This window comes from Sulfitobacter sp., assembly GCF_036960155.1.
In the GTDB taxonomy this organism is placed as follows: domain Bacteria; phylum Pseudomonadota; class Alphaproteobacteria; order Rhodobacterales; family Rhodobacteraceae; genus Sulfitobacter.
The window spans coordinates 320582-338057 of record NZ_JBALWB010000001.1 but is presented as its reverse complement, the minus strand read 5'-3'; the positions used below and the strand labels follow the sequence as shown (position 1 = coordinate 338057).

Annotated in this window: 23 protein-coding genes; 11 read left to right on the top strand and 12 right to left on the bottom strand. The window is 53.9% G+C overall.

The features are described from left to right. Positions 1-2: 2 nt before the first annotated feature. From V7775_RS01575 to V7775_RS01540, 8 genes are all read right to left on the bottom strand, one after another. Positions 3-1043, bottom strand: a complete 1041-nt coding sequence (locus V7775_RS01575; RefSeq protein ID WP_335750104.1) for a threonine aldolase family protein — start codon at positions 1041-1043, stop codon at positions 3-5. After that, positions 1044-1514, bottom strand: a complete 471-nt coding sequence (locus V7775_RS01570) for a YcgN family cysteine cluster protein (protein ID WP_335750103.1) — start codon at positions 1512-1514, stop codon at positions 1044-1046. Continuing rightward, positions 1511-2443 carry a bifunctional riboflavin kinase/FAD synthetase gene (locus V7775_RS01565; RefSeq protein WP_335750102.1) on the bottom strand — a complete coding sequence of 311 codons (933 nt, stop codon included), beginning with the start codon at positions 2441-2443 and terminating at the stop codon, positions 1511-1513. The genes V7775_RS01570 and V7775_RS01565 overlap by 4 nt, the downstream gene beginning before the upstream one ends. Positions 2444-2480: 37 nt before the next feature. Continuing rightward, positions 2481-2924, bottom strand: a complete 444-nt coding sequence (locus V7775_RS01560; protein ID WP_335750101.1) for a MaoC family dehydratase — start codon at positions 2922-2924, stop codon at positions 2481-2483. A 90-nt stretch (positions 2925-3014) separates the two neighbouring features. After that, positions 3015-3887, bottom strand: coding sequence for a TIGR01459 family HAD-type hydrolase (locus V7775_RS01555; RefSeq protein ID WP_335750100.1), 873 nt, complete (start codon positions 3885-3887; stop codon positions 3015-3017). 167 nt (positions 3888-4054) lie between these two features. Then, positions 4055-4447 (bottom strand): heavy metal-binding domain-containing protein, encoded by a 393-nt coding sequence (locus V7775_RS01550; protein ID WP_335750099.1) that lies wholly within the window; start codon positions 4445-4447, stop codon positions 4055-4057. 6 nt (positions 4448-4453) lie between these two features. Next, the gene (locus V7775_RS01545) at positions 4454-5374 is read right to left on the bottom strand and encodes a manganese-dependent inorganic pyrophosphatase (protein ID WP_335750098.1); all 921 of its coding nucleotides are present in this window, start codon (positions 5372-5374) and stop codon (positions 4454-4456) included. A gap of 112 nt (positions 5375-5486) precedes the next feature. Continuing rightward, complete coding sequence (locus V7775_RS01540) at positions 5487-5840, bottom strand: MmcQ/YjbR family DNA-binding protein (protein ID WP_335750097.1); 354 nt, start codon at positions 5838-5840, stop codon at positions 5487-5489. Between the two features lie 55 nt (positions 5841-5895). On the opposite strand from V7775_RS01540, the gene V7775_RS01535 reads away from it, so the two are divergent. From V7775_RS01535 to V7775_RS01510, 6 genes are all read left to right on the top strand, one after another. Next, a complete protein-coding gene (locus tag V7775_RS01535; RefSeq protein ID WP_335750096.1) occupies positions 5896-6573 on the top strand; it encodes a DUF2161 domain-containing phosphodiesterase in 678 nt (225 codons plus the stop codon). Positions 6574-6740: 167 nt separating this feature from the next. Next, the gene (locus V7775_RS01530) at positions 6741-7028 is read left to right on the top strand and encodes a co-chaperone GroES (RefSeq protein ID WP_335750095.1); all 288 of its coding nucleotides are present in this window, start codon (positions 6741-6743) and stop codon (positions 7026-7028) included. A 73-nt stretch (positions 7029-7101) separates the two neighbouring features. After that, the gene (gene groL / locus V7775_RS01525; RefSeq protein WP_335750094.1) at positions 7102-8748 is read left to right on the top strand and encodes a chaperonin GroEL; all 1647 of its coding nucleotides are present in this window, start codon (positions 7102-7104) and stop codon (positions 8746-8748) included. Between the two features lie 196 nt (positions 8749-8944). Next, positions 8945-9691, top strand: a complete 747-nt coding sequence (locus tag V7775_RS01520; protein ID WP_335750093.1) for a sensor histidine kinase — start codon at positions 8945-8947, stop codon at positions 9689-9691. 124 nt (positions 9692-9815) lie between these two features. After that, positions 9816-10478, top strand: a complete 663-nt coding sequence (locus V7775_RS01515; RefSeq protein ID WP_335750092.1) for a response regulator — start codon at positions 9816-9818, stop codon at positions 10476-10478. Positions 10479-10533: 55 nt separating this feature from the next. Beyond that, entirely contained in the window at positions 10534-11364 is an 831-nt protein-coding gene (locus V7775_RS01510) for a DMT family transporter (RefSeq protein WP_335750091.1), read from the top strand. On the opposite strand, the gene V7775_RS01505 is transcribed toward V7775_RS01510, so the two are convergent. After that, on the bottom strand, positions 11354-11818 hold the full coding sequence (locus tag V7775_RS01505; protein ID WP_443070090.1) for an NUDIX domain-containing protein: 465 nt from the start codon (positions 11816-11818) through the stop codon (positions 11354-11356). The two genes, V7775_RS01510 and V7775_RS01505, sit on opposite strands and share 11 nt — an antisense overlap. An 82-nt stretch (positions 11819-11900) precedes the next feature. Between V7775_RS01505 and V7775_RS01500 the strand changes: the two genes are divergently transcribed. Together V7775_RS01500 and V7775_RS01495 are read left to right on the top strand one after the other, a co-directional pair. Further along, on the top strand, positions 11901-12677 hold the full coding sequence (locus V7775_RS01500) for an alpha/beta fold hydrolase (RefSeq protein ID WP_335750089.1): 777 nt from the start codon (positions 11901-11903) through the stop codon (positions 12675-12677). Continuing rightward, the gene (locus V7775_RS01495) at positions 12664-13806 is read left to right on the top strand and encodes an alpha-D-ribose 1-methylphosphonate 5-triphosphate diphosphatase (RefSeq protein WP_335750088.1); all 1143 of its coding nucleotides are present in this window, start codon (positions 12664-12666) and stop codon (positions 13804-13806) included. Before V7775_RS01500 ends, V7775_RS01495 begins: the two co-directional genes overlap by 14 nt. A gap of 4 nt (positions 13807-13810) precedes the next feature. Here the strand turns inward: V7775_RS01495 and V7775_RS01490 are convergent, their stop codons facing one another. The 3 genes from V7775_RS01490 to V7775_RS01480 form a co-directional block, all read right to left on the bottom strand. Then, positions 13811-14878, bottom strand: a complete 1068-nt coding sequence (locus tag V7775_RS01490; protein WP_335750087.1) for a 5-(carboxyamino)imidazole ribonucleotide synthase — start codon at positions 14876-14878, stop codon at positions 13811-13813. Next, positions 14871-15359 (bottom strand): 5-(carboxyamino)imidazole ribonucleotide mutase, encoded by a 489-nt coding sequence (gene purE / locus V7775_RS01485; RefSeq protein ID WP_335750086.1) that lies wholly within the window; start codon positions 15357-15359, stop codon positions 14871-14873. The genes V7775_RS01490 and purE overlap by 8 nt, the downstream gene beginning before the upstream one ends. Before the next feature lie 102 nt (positions 15360-15461). Then, complete coding sequence (locus V7775_RS01480; protein ID WP_335750085.1) at positions 15462-15686, bottom strand: YdcH family protein; 225 nt, start codon at positions 15684-15686, stop codon at positions 15462-15464. 166 nt (positions 15687-15852) lie between these two features. Between V7775_RS01480 and V7775_RS01475 the strand changes: the two genes are divergently transcribed. From V7775_RS01475 to V7775_RS01465, 3 genes are all read left to right on the top strand, one after another. Beyond that, positions 15853-16266 carry an Hsp20 family protein gene (locus V7775_RS01475; protein ID WP_335750084.1) on the top strand — a complete coding sequence of 138 codons (414 nt, stop codon included), beginning with the start codon at positions 15853-15855 and terminating at the stop codon, positions 16264-16266. Positions 16267-16269: 3 nt separating this feature from the next. After that, the gene (locus V7775_RS01470; RefSeq protein ID WP_335750083.1) at positions 16270-16491 is read left to right on the top strand and encodes a DUF1150 family protein; all 222 of its coding nucleotides are present in this window, start codon (positions 16270-16272) and stop codon (positions 16489-16491) included. A 78-nt stretch (positions 16492-16569) separates the two neighbouring features. Further along, positions 16570-17442: a PhzF family phenazine biosynthesis protein gene (locus V7775_RS01465; protein WP_335750082.1), complete on the top strand. Its 873-nt coding sequence runs from the start codon at positions 16570-16572 to the stop codon at positions 17440-17442. Positions 17443-17476: the final 34 nt, after the last annotated feature.

Below are 17476 nucleotides of genomic sequence, written 5' to 3'. Positions count from 1 at the left end.
TGCTAGAAGTGACTTAGAAACTGGTCGACGAGGACATCCGTCATCGACCAGTCGCACACCAAACGTGCACCTAGGTTTTCATCTGCGGGACCATTCGCAACATCACCGTCCAGCACGTAATATTTCGCGCCATCCGCATGCAGTTTTTGATGAACACTGCGCGGGAAGCGGGCGAAAATCATATTAGCTTCAGGGGTGGTTTTCATCTCTGCTCTGGCTGCGATCAGACCTTTGGCCAAACGCGCGCAGGCGGCATTTGCACTACGCGCCATGTCTTTCCACAGATCGTCCTGCAGGTAGCCCGCCATCTGTGCCGAAAGATAGCGGTGCTTGGAGGCTAGATGCGCGCCCCGTTTGCGACGCAACTCGAACTCCCATGCCTTTTTAGGGTCAAAGAAAATAACGGCCTCAACGCCCATGCAGCCGTTTTTTGTACCGCCAAAGCTGACCACATCCACGCCTGATTTCCACGTCATTTCAGCTGCCGAACAACCCAGGGCAACCAGAGCATTTGCAAATCGAGCACCGTCCAGATGGACGGGCAGGTTTGCGGCTTTTGCCACTGCCGTTAGCGCGCGCAATTCTTCCAATGTGTGAACCGCGCCAAATTCGGTAACTTGGGTGATCGAAACGGGGCCAGCTTGCGCCATATGCACGTTAGAATTTGCAGGGCGGCGCGCGATAGCCGCGGCTAAATCATCGGGGTGCATTTTGTCATCGGTAGGGATTAGCGTTAGCTTTGCACCGCCTGTGTAGAATTCGGGCGCGTTGCACTCGTCTTCCTCGATATGGCTGTGCTGGGCGCAGAATATTGTCTGAAATGGCTGCGTGTAACAGGCCAGCGCCAGTGAGTTGGCAGCTGTTCCTGTGGCGACCAGATAAACGGCAGCTTCGGGTGCTTCAAATGTTGTGCGTATGGCATCGCGGACTTCGTCCATGATTGCATCGTTGCCGTAGGGCATGGCGTAGCCCGTATTGGCATCCATCACACGTTTCATTATTTGCGGATGGACAGGTCCGGAATTGTCAGATGCAAAAAACATTTAGATAGGTTCCTCGATTATGTGGTCTTCCCAGTCTTCGAATGCGGTTTCCCATTCATTCACCGTACGGCCCCGCATGGAAACGCCAGCCTTGTGCACGCTTTCTTGGGTGCCGGTGATCAGTGGGTGCCATTCAGGCAACGGCTTGCCCTTCCATAGCAGGCGATAGGCACAGGTCTGTGGCATCCAATAGGCGTGATCGTCGATGTTCTCGGGGGTCATGACAATACAGTCAGGTACAAACTGGTGGCGGATATCATACTGGGAGCAGTGGCAGGTTGCGTCATCCAACAGACGACAGGCGACGTTTGTCAGAGCGACTTCGTTGGTGTCTTCGTCCTCCAACTTGTTAAGGCAGCATTTGCCACAGCCATCACACAATGCTTCCCATTCTTTGGGGTTCATCGACTTGAGCGGTTTACGCTCCCAGAACTTTTTGGACAGGCCGTCGCGGTCGATAGGGTCACTCATAATGCGGCCAGAATGTTGCGTGCGCGTAGGCTGTCTGCGTCCATTTGAGTGATGAGCGCCTTAAGGCTGTCAAATTTCTCTTCGCCGCGCAGGTGCTCGACCAAGCCGACAGAAAGGGGTGTGCCGTAAAGGTCGCCCTTAAAGTCAAAGATGAATGTTTCAAGGTTTGGTTTGTTCTCACCAAACATCGGGCGGACCCCCATTGAAGCGACACCGTTGTAACTGCCCGCATGTGGCCCCTCAAGGACATCAACCAGCACGGCATAAACGCCAAATGCGGGCGGGTGCAATCCGTCGATGGACATATTGGCAGTCGGATAGCCCAGCTCACGGCCGCGTTGCTCGCCGCCTATCACAGGGCCCTCAATGCGGTGCCAGTGGCCCAACATGGCTGCCGCATCGCGCGGGCGGGCCTCGGTCAAGGCGCTGCGGATGGCAGTAGAGGAAACGGTTTGCTCGGATTGCGCCACAAGCGGGGCGATGGTGACGCCAAATCCAAGCTGCGCGCCAAAGTCGACCAAATCTTGTGCCGTACCTGCGCGACCCTTACCAAAGCAAAAATCAGCGCCTACTACGACGTGCTTTAGGCCTAAACCGCGATGCAGAACTTTATCTGCAAAATCGAAAGGCGTAAGAGAGGCCAGCGCAGTGTTGAAGGGCAATTGATACAGCCGCTTCACGCCTACTTTTTCAAGGCGCGATGCGCGGGCAGCACTGCTCATCAAACGAAAGTGCGGCGCGCTAGGGGCGAAATAGGTGCGCGGGTGGGGATCAAACGTGACAATGCCAAGGGGCGCATCAGGTGCGGCGCTGCGCGCCAGCTCAATCACCGAGCGGTGGCCAAGGTGTACGCCATCAAAGTTGCCAATCGCTGCTGTTGCGCCGCGATCGGTATCTTCTACAAACTGATAGTCAGAAATAATTCGCATGCGCTTTGAGTAGCTGCCCATGCGGGTTCGTGCAAGGTCAGTCGAACTTGCGAGATGGTGCTAAAACAGTCGCTTCACCGACCAAGACCTTTTTGCCATCTACGGAGCAGTGGCAATCCATCTTTACGATGCGTTTGGCGGGGTCAATGTCTGTGACTTTCACCTCTGCATAAACAGTATCGCCGGGGCGCACTGGGCGCAGGAATTTCATGGTTTGCGCGAGGTAGACTGTGCCGTGGCCCGGCAACTGCTCTCCGATGACGGCTGAAATCAGGCCCGCCGTGAGCATGCCATGGGCAATACGACCCTGAAAGATCGTATCTTGGGCATAATCATCATCAAGGTGCACAGGGTTGCGGTCCGTCGAGACGGTTGCGAACATTTCGATATCTTCATCGGTGACCTGCTTGCGCAGATACCGGAACATGCCGATTTCAATGTCTTCGATTACGATAGTGCCGCGTGGTAGATTGTCCAACATGCCTGCCCCCTAAGTAATAAACATGCGGGCGAATTGCCCTGTGTGTAACTTAATTACTTTGCAGGTGCAGAAATGCAAGCCGAAAATGGGTCAGCGTAGATGCCCTATTGTGAAGGGAGGATTCGATTTTTCTTTTTCAAGATAGCTGGTTAGCGCGATTTCATCGGGTTGGGTGACAGTTTTTGTTTCTGCAGCTGCTAAGCCGCCGGAGATGAATAGGGAATCAATTCCTTCATCTATGCCGCCTTTTACGTCCGTCAGGATGCCATCACCGATTGCTAGGATACGTCCATCTTGAATAGCGTTGCCAAGTTTATGCAACCTGCGTCGTGCCAAATCATAAATTGGCGCGTGCGGTTTACCAAAATAGAGGCTTTCGCCGCCCATCTCGGCGTACATCTTTGCGACGGCACCAGCGCACCATTCGCGGATTTCGCCGCGGTCAACAACAATGTCAGGATTTGCGCACAGCAGCTTGAGGCCACGGGCAAGAGCGGCTTCCAGATCGGGCCGCCATGTTTCTGGATCAGCCTGCGGATCAAAAGGTCCGGTGCAGACGATGCCTGTCGCCTCAGCAAGTGGAACGCGTTTGATTTCCACAGGGTTCTCAAGAATCTCCAGCGGATCGAAAAAGCGGCTGTCGGTTGCAGGGCCGTAGTGCCAGACGTTGTTGCCCACCACACCGCGGTACATCGCTGAGCGCGCTGAATCGCCTGAAGTTGCGATGGCGTCATATGCGTCTTCGGGAACTTTGAAATGGATCAACTGCTTGGCGACACCTGCGCGGGGGCGCGGCGAGTTGGTGACAAGGATCACGATGCCGCCGCCTTTGCGGTACTCCTGCAAAGCGGCAACCGCACTTGGAATGGCTTCAACCCCGTTGTGTACGCAGCCCCACAGATCGACAAATAACGCCTCGTAGTTCGATGAAATCTCGGAGAGGCTGTTGATGATACGGGTCATGGTTCTGGTCCTGTTGGGGCGGTTTGTAGACGGGATAACTGAGCAGAGAAGGGATGCAAAGAGGCCGTTCTTACAAGGTGGGCTTGTTAAGGAGGCTGTTTAGGCCTGCCGAGAATCACAAGAGGCAGACCAATGGCCTGCCTCTTGCTGCTGTTATCTGGATAATTTTAGAATTTGACCGCGACGCCAGTTGCTTTGCGTGCGCCCCAGCTTAAGGGAACAACTACAACTTCGCCCACCGTGACATTGATCACAGCATCTGCGCCCAACTTTGCTGCGGCTTCTTGCAGACGTTTGATTGCAGCTTCACGTGTCGGAGTCGGGTGGAAGGCGGTCAGCTTGTTGACCGAAATGTCGAGCGGGCCAAGCGCAGTGTAGGCCCGCGCAGGTGCGCCTTCAAAAATCTGAACATCAGCCGCTTGGACGGGTTCAGCTGTTGCTGCTGCACCCGCTACGGGTTTTGTTGACGATTGGCTCTCAGTGGTAAATTGGCCGTCTTGAATATCGCAAGCTGCAATTGCCAAAGTAGCGAGCACTGCCAATAGTTTGATAGACTTCATGTCTAACTATACCTTCAGGTTTGGGATGATCTGCTTTTTGCGGCTCATGATGCCAGGTAGAACAACCGTGTCGCCAGAAACTTTGGCGTCGAATGATTTTTCAGCAATGGATTTGGTCATCTCGTTGGGGACCAGCAGAGTTGCTTCTTCGTTGAGGATATCAACAACAAACAGCAACACTTGATCGGCACCATCTTCGGTTGCAACGCCGGGCATTGCCGCCATCAGCGCGTCTTTGCGGTCCAGCACTGTGGCAGGTGACGTTGTTTCCAGAACGGAGACGCGCAGCTTTTTGCCGTCTACTTCGAATTCTTTGCTGTCCATGCGCAACAGTTCGGCTTCGGAGAAGGAAGACACGTCAGATTTGGCGGCAAACATCGCTGCGGCGTATTCTGGAATGTTGACGCCCAATTCTTCGGCCAGTGACCATGCAACAGCTTTGTCTTCTTGGGTTGTTGTTGGTGAGCGGAATTCCAACGTGTCTGACAAGATGCACGTCAGCATCGCACCTTTTACGTTTTCAGGCATCTTTGCCATGTCTTTGCCGATCAGCTTCCACATGATTGTGGCGGTACAGGCCAATGGTTCGATGACCATGTGGATTGGTGCTTTTGTCTCAAGGCCGCCAACCAGCTTGTGGTGGTCGATGATGGCGCGGATGTCTGCGTTGTTGATGTTGGCAGGCAACTCGGCTGGGTTGTTTGTGTCAACGATGACAACAGGTTGATCATCGGCAACGTCTGAAATGATCTCTGGCTTGTCCAGTTTCCAGTGGTCCAGCATGAAAAGGGCTTCGGTGTTTGGCTCACCAAGCAGGGCAGGTTTGGCTTTTACGTCCAAGACTTCGTTAAGGAACCATGCCCAAATGATCGGGCTGCCGGTGCTGTCTGTATCTGGGGATTTGTGGCCGAAAACGAGAGTAGTCATTATGCGCTCCTGCTGGAAATAAGATCAATTTCCGGCCTTATAGCAGGAACAATCGCCGTGTCACCCAGCGCATTTCCAAAGGGTGGGTTTGTGTATCAGAGAGGCGACTGTACTATATACCCAATGACGTGCGCAGTTTGCGCGTCAGCCCAGAGGCAACCATGTCATAGGATGCGCGGATATGGTCCTGTAGGCTGACATCGGACAGGCCAGGCGCATCATATTGCTGAATCCACTTCAGGCCCCGCGATGCCATATAGGGTGCCGGGCGTAATCCCGGACTGTCCGACAGAATTTCAAATGCCATGTGCGAGGTTTTGAATGTTACGGATGCGCCGCTATTTCCCATACCCACGATAGCAAACACTTTGCCGCCAATTTTGTAGACGTCCGCATTTCCCCATTGGACCACGTGAGTGGCATGGGGGAGGGCGGCGCAAAAGGTGGTTAGCTCGTCTCTTGTCATGGGGATACAGTTTAGGGGGATTCACGGGGTTTGGGAATGGTGATAGCGTATTTGCATGAGCGCTCGTGAGACTGATTTGTACCCGCCTGTAAAAGCCTTCTTGGAGGATCAGGGATATGTGGTGAAAGCCGAAGTGGGCGCGGCTGATGTCGTTGGAATCCGCGGTGCGGAGTCGCCTGTGGTTGTCGAACTAAAGCTGGGGTTTTCGCTGGCGTTGTTTCATCAGTGTGTGGAACGGTTAAGGGTGAGCGATGATGTGTATCTGGCCGTGGCCCATAAAGCGGGAAAGCCGTTTTATAAAGCGGTAAAGGCCAATACGACGCTTGCACGGCGGTTGGGTCTAGGCCTGATGACGGTTCGGGTTGAGGATGGCTTGGTGACGGTTCACTGCGATCCCGGTCCTTACGCGCCACGCAAAAATGCCAAACGCAAGGCGACCCTGCTGCGGGAGTTTTCGCGCAGGCAGGGTGACCCCAATGATGGCGGGCAGACGCGGGCGGGGCTGGTGACAGCCTACCGTCAGGATGCCGTCAAAGTTGCGGTCTACCTGTTTGAGGTTGGTGCCAGTAAAGGGGCCGACGTTGCGCGCGAAACTGGAGTGAAACGTGCAACTACAGTGATGCGCGATAATTACTATGGCTGGTTTGAGAAGGTCGAAAAGGGCGTTTACGGCATAACCCCTTCAGGTGCAGACGCCGTTGCTGTGGCCAGCCGTGTTCTAGGCGCTGACTAGACTAAGCCCGTCTGAACAAAAAAATATCAACGCAGTTGTTGACTCATCACCAAGTCGACCATACCTATCCCTCGTTATCACTCGACCTAGGTGAGTGATAACGGCTGGCAGCTTCAGGTGAAGGGCCGGTCATAGGATATAACTTTGAGCATCAAGGAGCTACAAAGATGGCATTGACACCGCTTCACGACCGCGTGCTGGTTAAGCGCACAGAGGGCGACGAGAAAACTGCTGGTGGACTTTTCATTCCCGAAAGCGCGAAAGAAAAGCCTTCTGAAGGTGAAATCGTTTCTGTTGGCGAGGGCGCCCGCAAAGACAACGGCGAACTGATCGCACCAGCGGTAAAAGCAGGCGACAAAGTTCTGTTCGGCAAATGGTCCGGCACAGAAGTAACTGTCGACGGCGAAGAAATGCTGATGATGAAAGAAAGCGACATCATGGGGATTCTGTCCTGATCACAGGATAGGCGGACCTTTCGGTCCCCACATGACATGCTTTCCATCAAATAATTTTTAGGAGATTTCGAAAATGGCTGCAAAAGACGTCAAATTCGGTACAGACGCGCGTAATTCTATGCTTCGGGGTGTTAACATCCTTGCAGACGCCGTTAAGGTAACCCTCGGCCCTAAAGGCCGTAACGTGGTTCTGGACAAATCGTTCGGCGCCCCACGTATCACAAAAGACGGTGTATCTGTCGCCAAAGAGATCGAACTGGAAGACAAGTTCGAGAACATGGGCGCACAGATGGTTAAGGAAGTTGCTTCCCGCACCAATGACGAAGCAGGCGACGGTACAACAACCGCTACTGTTTTGGCTCAAGCGATCGTACGCGAAGGCATGAAATCGGTTGCCGCTGGCATGAACCCGATGGACCTGAAGCGCGGCATCGATTTGGCCACGCTGAAAGTTGTTGAAGCGATCAAAGCGGCCTCGCGCCCTGTATCTGACAGCGACGAAGTTGCTCAGGTTGGTACAATCTCTGCCAACGGCGAAGCAGACATTGGTCAGCAGATCGCAGATGCGATGCAAAAAGTCGGCAACGAAGGTGTTATCACTGTTGAAGAGAACAAAGGTCTGGAAACAGAAACCGATGTTGTTGAAGGCATGCAGTTTGACCGCGGTTACCTGTCCCCTTACTTCGTAACCAACTCCGACAAAATGACTGTTGAGCTGGAAGATGCGATCATCTTGCTGCACGAGAAGAAGCTTTCTTCGCTTCAGCCAATGGTTCCACTGCTCGAGCAGGTGATCCAGTCACAGAAACCACTTTTGATCATCTCAGAAGATGTTGAAGGCGAAGCACTTGCAACTCTGGTTGTGAACAAACTGCGTGGCGGTTTGAAAATTGCTGCGGTTAAAGCACCTGGTTTCGGCGATCGCCGCAAAGCCATGTTGCAAGACCTTGCAGTTCTGACCGGCGGTCAGGTTATCTCTGACGACTTGGGCATGAAGCTTGAGTCCGTGACAATGGACATGCTTGGTTCCGCCAAGAAAGTGTCGATCACAAAAGACGAGACAACTATCGTTGAAGGCGCTGGCGACAAAGCCGACATCGAAGCACGTGTTGCTCAGATCCGTAACCAGATCGAAGAAACAACATCTGACTACGACAAAGAGAAGCTGCAAGAACGCGTTGCCAAATTGGCCGGTGGTGTTGCTGTTATCCGCGTTGGTGGCATGTCCGAAGTGGAAGTCAAAGAGCGTAAAGACCGCGTTGACGATGCACTGAACGCGACACGCGCTGCTGTTCAAGAAGGTATTGTTGTGGGTGGTGGTGTTGCACTTATCCAAGCGGGCAAAGTTCTTGAAGGCCTCAAGGGTGCAAACTCCGATCAGGACGTTGGTATCACGATCATCCGCAAGGCACTCGAAGCGCCACTGCGTCAGATCGCCGAAAACTCCGGTGTTGACGGTTCCGTAGTTGCGGGCAAGATTCGCGAAAGCGGAGACGTAACGTTCGGCTTTAATGCTCAAACCGAAGAATATGGCGACATGTTCAAGTTTGGTGTTATTGACCCGGCCAAAGTTGTACGCACAGCGCTTCAGGATGCAGCATCTGTTGCAGGTCTGCTGATCACAACCGAAGCTATGGTTGCTGATCGTCCAAGCAAAGACGGCGGCGGCGCAGGCATGCCTGACATGGGCGGAATGGGCGGCATGGGCGGCATGATGTAAACTCATAAACTTAGTTTATGAGCGTCCCATAGTTTGATTTTCCGCAAGGAAACGCGATCTATGGGTGCCAACCTTGTCTATATAAGACAGTGCAAAGGGCCCCTTGGGGTCCTTTGTCACGTTTTGGGGTAACGTTAACTGTCCTGAAATAATCGAAGTGGTAGGGATCAGGGGAATGCAATCTCAAAGGTGATCAATGACGCGGACGGCTGCACTCGTTGAAACTCGCTCTTCAGGTCCTCCGCAGGATGACCCTCAGAACATTGACGATTTCATCTATTTGATGAGCCATGATTTGCGTGCTTCTGTACGGGCTTTGCTAGAATTACCGAACTGGATTTCAGAGGATTTGCAAGAAGCGGCGATTGATCTACCCGCATCTGTGACATCCTCCATTGAATTGATGAACAGGCACACAGCGCGGCTTGACCAGATGCTTGTTGACCTGCTGGCGTATTCGAGGATCGGCAGATTTCAGGACGTGGACCGTGTTGATCTTGACGCTGCGTTGAGCAGGGTATTGGAGGGGCTTCAGTTACCTGAGGGGCTGCGCGTGCTGCGCGACATAAACTGTACCCACGCAATGCTGGGTGAGCAGGACGCTCTGCTTTTATTGAGCGCGTTGATCGATAATACTACCAAGCATCATCATGCGGCAACGAGTAGGGTTAAGATATCCACACGGGCTGAGGGTAGCATGATCCGTTTGACAGTTAGTGACGACGGCCCCGGAATTCCGGAGAAATACTATGCTAAAGCGCTGGGCGCATTGTCGACATTGCGGCCGCGCGACGAGGTTGAAGGTACAGGCATGGGCCTTGCCAATGTGAACCGAATTGCGGAGCATTATGGAGGGTACATGACCTTGTCGCCTGCACAAGATAGCGAAACTGGCCTGGAAGTTGATGTGGTTTTTCCACATGGTTGCGATGAAACTAAATAATTTGAGACGATTAGCGTGCAGAAGATCCCCTAGAGGCACCCTATGAAGCCGTTTCTGTTTATCGTTTGGTAGGTTCGACAGCCCTATTCTGCTCGTGGTGAGTAAAAGTGGGAAGGGTGACGATATGTCAATGAATGCCGAAATGAACGCGCCGAGAATAGGGGCGTTTCCAACACCAATTCAAACGCTGTTGTTGGATGATAGTGCGTTTGACCGTGCGCGTATTCGACGCATGAGTGGGAAAATTGATCTGAACGTGAACCTAACTGAGGTGAGCGGCATCACAGAATTGAAAACGGCGATCGAAACCAAGCTTTTTGACCTTGTATTGATTGATTACCGCCTCCCCCAAGGAGACGGTTTGGATGTACTTGCTTGCATCCAAAAAAGTGATCTCAATTGTAATGCTGGCCTGATTATGATCACCGGAGAAGGTGACACACGGACTGCAGTGACGGCCATGCGCAACGGGTGTCATGATTTCCTGACAAAGGACGCAATGACAGCTGATCAATTGCAAGTTGCAATGATGGGTGCGATGCAAACAGTACAAGATAGGCGGAAAATACGGACCCAGACAGCAGTGCAGAATGACACGATCCGCAAGAGCCTGTCAGATGCATTGATGGAACAAGATATTCGAGGGACCGTTCGGCAATTGTTCAAAGATGAGTTTGCAGCCCGCATGCCCCCGCCACGGGTAGAGAATTGGGCTGGCGGGGATAGCAGTGAGTTGGACGCATTGCTGGCGACGATGGATGATGACGATGAGTTTATCTTCAATTAAAAGTGTTCGCGCAGATTGAGCTTGGCCAACTTCTTTCTGCGCGGTACGCCTGATTATGCGTTTGATTTTACTCACTGTACTCACCATGTGCGCCTTTGCTGCTAATTCGGTCCTTACCCGCGCAGCGGTTGAAGGCGGTCATTTGGGCCCTGGCGCATTTTCTATTCTTCGAGTGGCTGCTGGGGCGGCGATGCTGGGTGGGATTGCCGCGTGGCGGGGAATTTCGGTGCCTCTGTTGCGGCGCGCGCGCTTGCCGGGTGCTATTAGCCTTACGGCCTATATGGTCGGGTTTTCGCTTGCATATCTGACACTGGATGCGGGTTTAGGGGCGCTTATCCTGTTTGGAGTAACCCAAATTACGATGTTTACCCACGGTGCGGTGACTGGACAACCACCAACAACAAGGCAACTTTGCGGTGCTGGTATTGCTTTTGCAGGGTTGCTTTTGGTGCTTTGGCCTGGTGCGGGCAGTGTCGCGGATCCGCTGGGTGCTGCATTGATGGTTTTGGCTGGGGTTGGTTGGGCAGTGTACACAATCGCGGGACGAGGCGCTGCAGATCCTTTGGCCGCGACGGGCGCAAATTTCATTTTGTGCCTTCCGCTGCTGACAGTTCTCTTGATCGGCAGCGATTTATCGGGCGACTGGTGGGGTGTTGTTTTGGCGCTGTTCTGTGGGGCAGTGACATCAGGGTTGGGCTATGCGCTGTGGTATAATGTCTTACGGCAAATGCAGGGTGCCACTGCAGCAATTGTGCAGCTTAGCGTTCCTGTAATCGCAATTCTTGCTGGCGCTGTATTGTTGGGTGAAACGGTGCCGTTAGTGGTGATGCTGGCTGCTGGGTTGGTTGTGGGTGGTATCGGTTGGGCGGTGACCGCTAAACGATAATCGGTTCTAGCGGATCATACATTGGGGCGTCAGCGTCCTGCCACGCGACTGCTGCCAAGCTATCGGGCTTAACCCGCAGTTGGCTAAGTTGATCGCGGGTGACCCAACGCCTGTCTGTCACCACTGCATCCACATCTTGCCAGTTATGATCTAACGTCGGCGCGCCCACCAAAGTGCAGTGGAAATAAACATCAACCTGATGAAAACTACCGTTAGGATCATGGAATTCATTCACGAGGCAGGGCAGCCCGACAGTGACTTCCAATCCTGTTTCTTCAAAAACTTCGCGTTTGAGATTGTCGGGTAAGGCACTGCCACGTTCAACCCCGCCCCCCGGAGCACACATAAGGTCGCTTTTGCCATCAGGCCACGCGTTCACTAACAGCAGGCGGTCTTCGTGAATTATGATGGCACGCACAGCAAGGCGAGGCGATTGTATTGGCGTCATGAGCATATCCTTAACCAAGCGACAGTTTTCCGCCCGAGAGGGGCGTTGGGGGCTTACAAGCCAGACGATAGGCACTACATAGCGTGGCATGAGAATTATTGCGATAATATGTGCATGGTGTCTAACGGCAAGCGTAGCAGATGCGCGTTGCGTCGTGTTGCTTCATGGTTTGGCGCGGACGGAAACATCGTTTGCGTTGATGGAGGCCGCGCTGGAGGCTGAAGGGTGGCGTGTCGTTCGCCCGGGCTATCCTTCGACAGAAGCCCCGATCGAAGAACTCACACTGCGCACCTTGCCAAATGCGGTTGCTGAATGTGGTACAGCCAAGGTCGATTTTGTGACTCATTCTATGGGTGGAATTCTGGTGCGCCAATGGGTGGCGGACGTTGGGCCAGATCAAATTGGCCGCGTGGTCATGCTTGGACCGCCAAATCAGGGCAGCGAAATCATTGATGAGCTACGGGATGTGATCGCGTTTGACTGGATCAATGGTCCAGCGGGGATGCAAATGGGAACGGGAGAGGACTCACTTCCGCGCAGTTTGCCCGCTGCAAATTTTGAATTGGGCGTTATTGCGGGATCTCAATCCATTAACCCATACTTTTCGTCCATATTGCCGGGGCAAGACGATGGCAAAGTGGCGGTTTCCTCTACAAAGTTGGAAGGAATGAAGGCGCATATTACGTTGCCAGTGACACATACATTTATGATGAACAATCCGCGTGTTATCGCTCAGACGGTCGATTTTTTGCGAGAAGGGCACTTTGATCCAGACCTGACATTGTTAGGTGCTGTGTTAGAACAATTAGGGTGTCCCGACGGTGGTTGTTTGCCTGGTGTGGAGGGACCAAATGTTAAGCCTTGATCTGATCGGCGCCGAGGTGCTTGGGCCACGTGGTTTGCACCGTGACATGTTGTCGTTTGCTGATGGTGTGATTGTGGACGCGCCGGTGGGCCGTTCTGTCGACCTGAACGGATATTTGGTTTTGCCCGGTATTGTCGATGTGCACGGCGATGGGTTTGAACGGCATCTCGCTCCGCGGCGCGGTGCGATGAAGGACATGGCCGAAGGGTTGGTTGCCGTTGAGGCAGAACTGGCTGCAAACGGGATTACCACCGCGACATTGGCGCAATTTGTCAGTTGGGAAGGCGGGGTGCGCGGGCTGGAATTTGCAGAACAGGTATTTAGCCACTTACGGGATGTCGCGCCCAGTATGGTGACCGATCTGCGCGGGCAGCTTCGTTTTGAAACCTATCAGCTTGAACTCTATGATGAGTTGCCAGCAAAAATGACGGAATGGGGCCTTAGCTATATCGTATTCAACGATCACTTGCCGCACGACCGCCTAAAAGAAGGGCGGCAACCGCGCAGGCTGGTTTCCCAGGCGTTAAAAGCACGGCGTAGTCCGGAAAACCATCTAGCGTTGATGCAGTCACTCGAATCCTACAGCGATGAAGTGCCCTCAGCGCTTGATTGGTTATGTGGACAGTTGGCGGCGCAGGGCATCGCGATGGGTAGTCATGATGATACCACATCGGCAGGCCGTGCCGAGTGGGCAGCACGTGGTGTTAATGTGGCAGAGTTCCCAGAGACGCTTGAGGCGGCAGAAGCGGCCGCTGCTGCGGGTGGAATTGTAGTTATGGGCTCACCCAATGTGGTGCGGGGCGGTTCGCACAATCTGAATGTCTCGGCAGTGGATTTGATTGCCATGGGCTATTGTGATGCACTGGCCTCAGATTACCATTATCCCAGCGCGCGGCGGGCGGCCTTGATGCTTTGGCAAAACGGTATGCGTGATTTGGCTGATGCGTGGTCGCTGGTTTCTGCAGGACCTGCTGCTGTGCTGGGCTTGGCTGACAGGGGCGTCTTAGAGGTCGGCAAACGTGCCGATATGGTGGTGCTTGAGCGTGACAGTCTGCGGGTGGCTGCAACTTTGGTTCAGGGGCGCGTCAGCCACATGCGCGGCGATATCGCCGCGCGTTTCATGGCCTGAAAATCTAGCGTTTGATCCGGTTGACATGGCCCATCTTACGGCCTGCTTTGGTTTCGACCTTACCGTATAGGTGGATAGCGCAGTTGGGTTCTTTTGCGAGGGCCGGAACCGCATCAACGTCATCGCCAATAAGGTTTTCCATAACCACGTCGGCATAGCGGGTGCCATCGCCCAACGGCCAGCCAGCAATCGCGCGAATGTGCTGTTCAAACTGATCTACAGCACAGCCATTTTGGGTCCAGTGACCGGAATTGTGCACGCGCGGGGCGATCTCGTTCACGATCAAGCCTTGTGGCGTCACAAATAGCTCGACGCCCATGACGCCTACATAATCAAGCGTGTTCAGGATCTTGGCTGCCAACAATACGGCGTCTATGCGTAAACGCGCGGGCAGGGTAGCAGGCACAGTTGTTGTGTGCAAAATACCGTCGCGGTGAACGTTCTGGCCGGGATCATAGCAGGCGATCTCACCCTGTGGGTTGCGCGCCGCGATGATGGAAATCTCGATTGAGAAGTCCACAAACCCTTCCAGCACCGATGGTGCGCCAGCCATATCCGCAAGAGCGGTTGTAGCATCTTCAGGCGATCTTAGGCGCGATTGGCCCTTTCCATCATACCCGAAACGGCGGGTTTTCAGGATTGCAGGTGTGCCAATAGTTGCGATCGCCGCCTCTAGGCTTGCGGCATCCGTAATGTCCGCAAAGGGAGCAACCGTGAGGCCATTGTCCTGCAGGAAGTTCTTCTCAACCAACCTGTCTTGAGATGTCCCCAAAGCGCGGCGATTGGGGTGGATCGGTGTGATCGCCTCAATAATGTCCAGCGCCTCGGTCGGGATGTTTTCAAACTCATAAGTCACAAGATCAACGGATTGTGCAAATGCCGTGAGGGCGGCGATGTCTTCATAAGACGCCGTAGTTACCGCATTCGCGACATCCGCCGCGGGTGGATTGCTGCCGGGTTCATAGATGTGGGTGCGCAGACCAAGGCGCGATGCGGCTACGCTCAACATGCGGCCAAGTTGACCACCACCCAAAATGCCAATGGTTGCGCCGGTCGGGAGTGGATTAGTCATCAGTTGGAACTTCCGGAATGGATGCAGAAAGGGCGGTCCGCCACGCGTCAAGGCGGGCAGCGATGTCTGCGTCTTGCAGCGCTAGGATACCTGCCGCCATAAGGGCCGCATTTGCGGCACCCGCAGCACCAATTGCCATGGTCGCAACGGGAAAGCCGCGCGGCATCTGCAAAATGGAATAAAGGCTATCAACACCTGATAGGGCCTTGGTTTGAACTGGTACACCGATCACAGGCACGCGGGTTTTGGAGGCCATCATGCCGGGCAAATGTGCAGCACCGCCAGCGCCTGCGATGATAACTTGAAGGCCGTTATCCACAGCTGTTTTGCCATAGTCCCACAGGCGATCGGGCGTGCGGTGCGCCGAGACAATACGCGCTTCATACGCGATGCCTAGCTCATCCAGTAAATCTGCTGCTTCGCGCATGGTGGACCAGTCAGACTGGGATCCCATGATGATGCCAACGGGAGGTGTGCTCATGCTGCTACGGCCTTTACGTCAGAGTTAAGAAGCGGGCACTATAGCCATCTGATCCCTTAGGGCAATGTGGTGAAGAGACCAAAATTCCGGCAAAATCTGTATCTAGGCAGTGATGTCGGGCGTGAGGCGGTCCTTGATCTGCGCAATGCGATCTTTGAACAGCAGTTTGCGCTTTTTCAGGCGCTGCACGGTGAGTTGGTCTGAAGTGCCTCGTTCCACCAAGGCGCGGATTGCATCGTCCAGATCGCGGTGTTCACGTCGGAACACCTCTAGTTCGACCCGTAGGACCTCTTCGGTTTTCATAGAGAGATCGGTTGGTTCGTTCATTGGGGCTCTGATTCTGCTTAACATATGGGAATTTAATCATATGCTGGAATGGCTTTGTCGCATAGCCCTTGCGCCGCGCGCGTTGTCTTCCCATATTTGTGTAGTGCTGTTGCCGATTGTGGGGCAGCACAAGACTGTCGCTTAAGATGAAAAGGACGTGTCGAAGATGACGAAACTAACGCTTGCCTCTTATCCCCATATGTTGGGATTTGAACAGCTAGAGCGCGTGCTGGAGCGTAATGCAAAATCCGGCAATGAAGGCTATCCGCCTTTTAACATTGAACAGACTTCGGAACGTAGCTACCGCATTACGCTGGCAGTTGCGGGTTTTTCCGAAGCAGATTTGTCGATCACTGTTGAAGACCGTCAACTGGTCATCCGTGGGCGGCAGAGTGACGACAGCGAGGGCCGCGTGTTTTTGCATCGCGGAATCGCGGGGCGCCAATTCCAACGCAGTTTTGTGTTGGCTGACGGTGTCGAAGTAGGTGAGGCTTTGATAGAAAATGGTCTGCTGCACGTGGACCTGACCCAAGCCAAGCCTGAAACCGTTGTACAAACGATTAACATCCGAAAGGGGTAAACGATGGGAGAAACAGTAATGACAGGGCCGCAGGATCGGACCGTATACGTCAAGACAATCGCTGTGACTGATCTGCCCCGCGAGGTGCGCGATCAGGCTGAAGGGCTGGAACAGCTTTATGCGGTGCATGACGCCGAGGGCCAGCAACTGGCGCTGGTTGGTGATCGCAAGCTGGCGTTTGACCTCGCGCGTGAGCACAACTACGCGCCTGTATTGGTACATTAACGCGCTTGACCGCGCTGGTCATAAAGACATGTTGAAGGGGTCGCAGTTTTTGCGGCCCCTTTGCATTTGGAGATCAAGATGGCGTTTGAATTTGACTGGGTAGATGCGTTTACGGATACTGTGTTTGGCGGCAACGGCTGTGCGGTGGTGCATGGCGGCGCTGTATTGTCTGATGCCGTGTGTATGGCCTATGTCCGTGAGACATCGCTGGTTGAATGTACGTTTACGGGTCCCTCAGATGTTGCCGATATTCGTGTGCGCTATTTCCTTGCCAGTCGTGAAATTCCTTTTGCGGGGCACCCGACGGTGGCGACCGTTGTTGCACTACGCAATCGGGGCATGATCAGTGACGGGCCGCTGGTGATCGAAACATTGGCAGGGTTGATTCCTGTTGAGGTGCTGGGCGACCGCGTGACCATGACCCAGATTGCGCCAGTGTTTGGGCAAAAGGTAGATGTTGCAGTGGTGGCTGCTGTCGGCGGGCTGGATCCATCGGATATCTTGCATGAGCCTCAGGTCGTCTCAACAGGGTTACCGTTTTGCGTAACGGTGGTCAAAGATCGCGCCACGCTGGAGCGGGCAAGCATGAATGCTGATGCGCTAGCGGCCTATTCAGCATCACTTGACCAAGGCGGCGTAGATATTATGGAACCTTTTTGGGTGACGTTGGAGGGCGCCACACAGGCGGGGGATACATTCAGCCGCCTATTGATGGCGCCGCCCAGCCCGCCCGAAGATCCATTTACCGGGTCTGCAACGGGGTGCATGGCCAGTTACCTATGGGCGCACGGGCTAATTGATGGGCCAACCTTCACCGCAGAACAGGGGCATGGCATGGGACGGGCAGGGCAGGCTGGCGTTGAGGTGCTAGGTGCGCGCGATGCGATTACTGGCGTAAAAGTGAGCGGACAGGGCGCTTTGGTGATGTCTGGTAAGGTCTATTTGGGCTGAATCCTTAATGTGAATTTTTAGGTGTGACTTGACT

Bases quoted from the DNA above. Each gene is read 5' to 3' on its own strand.
- V7775_RS01540 (WP_335750097.1), bottom strand. From the start codon at position 5,840: ATGACAAGAGACGAGCTAACCACCTTTTGCGCCGCCCTCCCCCATGCC.
- V7775_RS01555 (WP_335750100.1), bottom strand. From the start codon at position 3,887: ATGACCCGTATCATCAACAGCCTCTCCGAGATTTCATCGAACTACGAG.
- V7775_RS01500 (WP_335750089.1), top strand. From the start codon at position 11,901: ATGAGAATTATTGCGATAATATGTGCATGGTGTCTAACGGCAAGCGTA.
- V7775_RS01545 (WP_335750098.1), bottom strand. From the start codon at position 5,374: ATGACTACTCTCGTTTTCGGCCACAAATCCCCAGATACAGACAGCACC.
- V7775_RS01475 (WP_335750084.1), top strand. From the start codon at position 15,853: ATGACGAAACTAACGCTTGCCTCTTATCCCCATATGTTGGGATTTGAA.
- V7775_RS01535 (WP_335750096.1), top strand. From the start codon at position 5,896: ATGAGCGCTCGTGAGACTGATTTGTACCCGCCTGTAAAAGCCTTCTTG.
- V7775_RS01530 (WP_335750095.1), top strand. From the start codon at position 6,741: ATGGCATTGACACCGCTTCACGACCGCGTGCTGGTTAAGCGCACAGAG.
- V7775_RS01495 (WP_335750088.1), top strand. From the start codon at position 12,664: ATGTTAAGCCTTGATCTGATCGGCGCCGAGGTGCTTGGGCCACGTGGT.
- V7775_RS01520 (WP_335750093.1), top strand. From the start codon at position 8,945: ATGACGCGGACGGCTGCACTCGTTGAAACTCGCTCTTCAGGTCCTCCG.
- groL (WP_335750094.1), top strand. From the start codon at position 7,102: ATGGCTGCAAAAGACGTCAAATTCGGTACAGACGCGCGTAATTCTATG.
- V7775_RS01505 (WP_443070090.1), bottom strand. From the start codon at position 11,818: ATGCTCATGACGCCAATACAATCGCCTCGCCTTGCTGTGCGTGCCATC.
- V7775_RS01480 (WP_335750085.1), bottom strand. From the start codon at position 15,686: ATGAACGAACCAACCGATCTCTCTATGAAAACCGAAGAGGTCCTACGG.
- V7775_RS01465 (WP_335750082.1), top strand. From the start codon at position 16,570: ATGGCGTTTGAATTTGACTGGGTAGATGCGTTTACGGATACTGTGTTT.
- V7775_RS01515 (WP_335750092.1), top strand. From the start codon at position 9,816: ATGTCAATGAATGCCGAAATGAACGCGCCGAGAATAGGGGCGTTTCCA.
- V7775_RS01550 (WP_335750099.1), bottom strand. From the start codon at position 4,447: ATGAAGTCTATCAAACTATTGGCAGTGCTCGCTACTTTGGCAATTGCA.
- V7775_RS01575 (WP_335750104.1), bottom strand. From the start codon at position 1,043: ATGTTTTTTGCATCTGACAATTCCGGACCTGTCCATCCGCAAATAATG.
- V7775_RS01490 (WP_335750087.1), bottom strand. From the start codon at position 14,878: ATGACTAATCCACTCCCGACCGGCGCAACCATTGGCATTTTGGGTGGT.
- V7775_RS01560 (WP_335750101.1), bottom strand. From the start codon at position 2,924: ATGTTGGACAATCTACCACGCGGCACTATCGTAATCGAAGACATTGAA.
- V7775_RS01565 (WP_335750102.1), bottom strand. From the start codon at position 2,443: ATGCGAATTATTTCTGACTATCAGTTTGTAGAAGATACCGATCGCGGC.
- V7775_RS01510 (WP_335750091.1), top strand. From the start codon at position 10,534: ATGCGTTTGATTTTACTCACTGTACTCACCATGTGCGCCTTTGCTGCT.
- V7775_RS01470 (WP_335750083.1), top strand. From the start codon at position 16,270: ATGGGAGAAACAGTAATGACAGGGCCGCAGGATCGGACCGTATACGTC.
- V7775_RS01570 (WP_335750103.1), bottom strand. From the start codon at position 1,514: ATGAGTGACCCTATCGACCGCGACGGCCTGTCCAAAAAGTTCTGGGAG.
- purE (WP_335750086.1), bottom strand. From the start codon at position 15,359: ATGAGCACACCTCCCGTTGGCATCATCATGGGATCCCAGTCTGACTGG.